This is a genomic window from Pseudomonas sp. MD195_PC81_125, from assembly GCF_014060985.1.
Lineage (GTDB): Bacteria > Pseudomonadota > Gammaproteobacteria > Pseudomonadales > Pseudomonadaceae > Aquipseudomonas > Aquipseudomonas parakoreensis.
The window spans coordinates 1-591 of sequence record NZ_JABULD010000957.1 but is presented as its reverse complement, the minus strand read 5'-3'; the positions used below and the strand labels follow the sequence as shown (position 1 = coordinate 591).

General features: G+C 48.2%; 1 protein-coding gene and 2 tRNA genes. All 3 read right to left on the bottom strand.

Annotation, left to right across the window (positions count from 1 at the left end):
- Window positions 1–31: 31 nt before the first annotated feature.
- Window positions 32–108 (bottom strand) — tRNA-Arg (locus tag HT737_RS30570).
- A 107-nt stretch (window positions 109–215) separates the two neighbouring features.
- Window positions 216–306 (bottom strand) — tRNA-Ser (locus tag HT737_RS30565).
- A 62-nt stretch (window positions 307–368) separates the two neighbouring features.
- Window positions 369–557 carry a carbon storage regulator CsrA gene (gene csrA / locus HT737_RS30560; protein ID WP_002554426.1) on the bottom strand — a complete coding sequence of 63 codons (189 nt, stop codon included), beginning with the start codon at window positions 555–557 and terminating at the stop codon, window positions 369–371.
- Window positions 558–591: the final 34 nt, after the last annotated feature.

Sequence of the window (591 nt, the reverse complement as noted above, 5' to 3'; positions counted from 1 at the left end):
TTCTTTTATATCGCTATAAACAACTCTTAAATGGTGCACTCGACAGGATTCGAACCTGTGACCGCTCGGTTCGTAGCCGAGTACTCTATCCAGCTGAGCTACGAGTGCATTTGTTGCGCCGCATTATAGCCCGTCTAATCTCTATTCCAACCACTTTTTCTAATAAATTCAACAACTTACAGAAAAAGCCAGATTACAACGTACTAAGCAAATAATGGCGGAGAACGGGGGATTCGAACCCCCGACACCCTTTTGAGGTGTACTCCCTTAGCAGGGGAGCGCCTTCGGCCACTCGGCCAGCTCTCCGCAACACGGGGCGTATATTAACCACCTTCTTCCCCGTTTGCAAACATAAAAATCGATAAAAATTAATGGCTTGGTTCTTCGTCCTTCTCTTTCTTTATACGCAGGTAAATTTCCTCACGGTGCACGGCAACCTCTTTCGGGGCGTTGACGCCGATGCGCACTTGATTTCCTTTGACGCCGAGCACGGTCACGGTGATTTCGCCATCACCGATAATCAGGCTTTCTGCGCACCGACGAGTCAGAATCAGCATACCTTTCTCCTCACGCATTTCATTTCAGGGACAA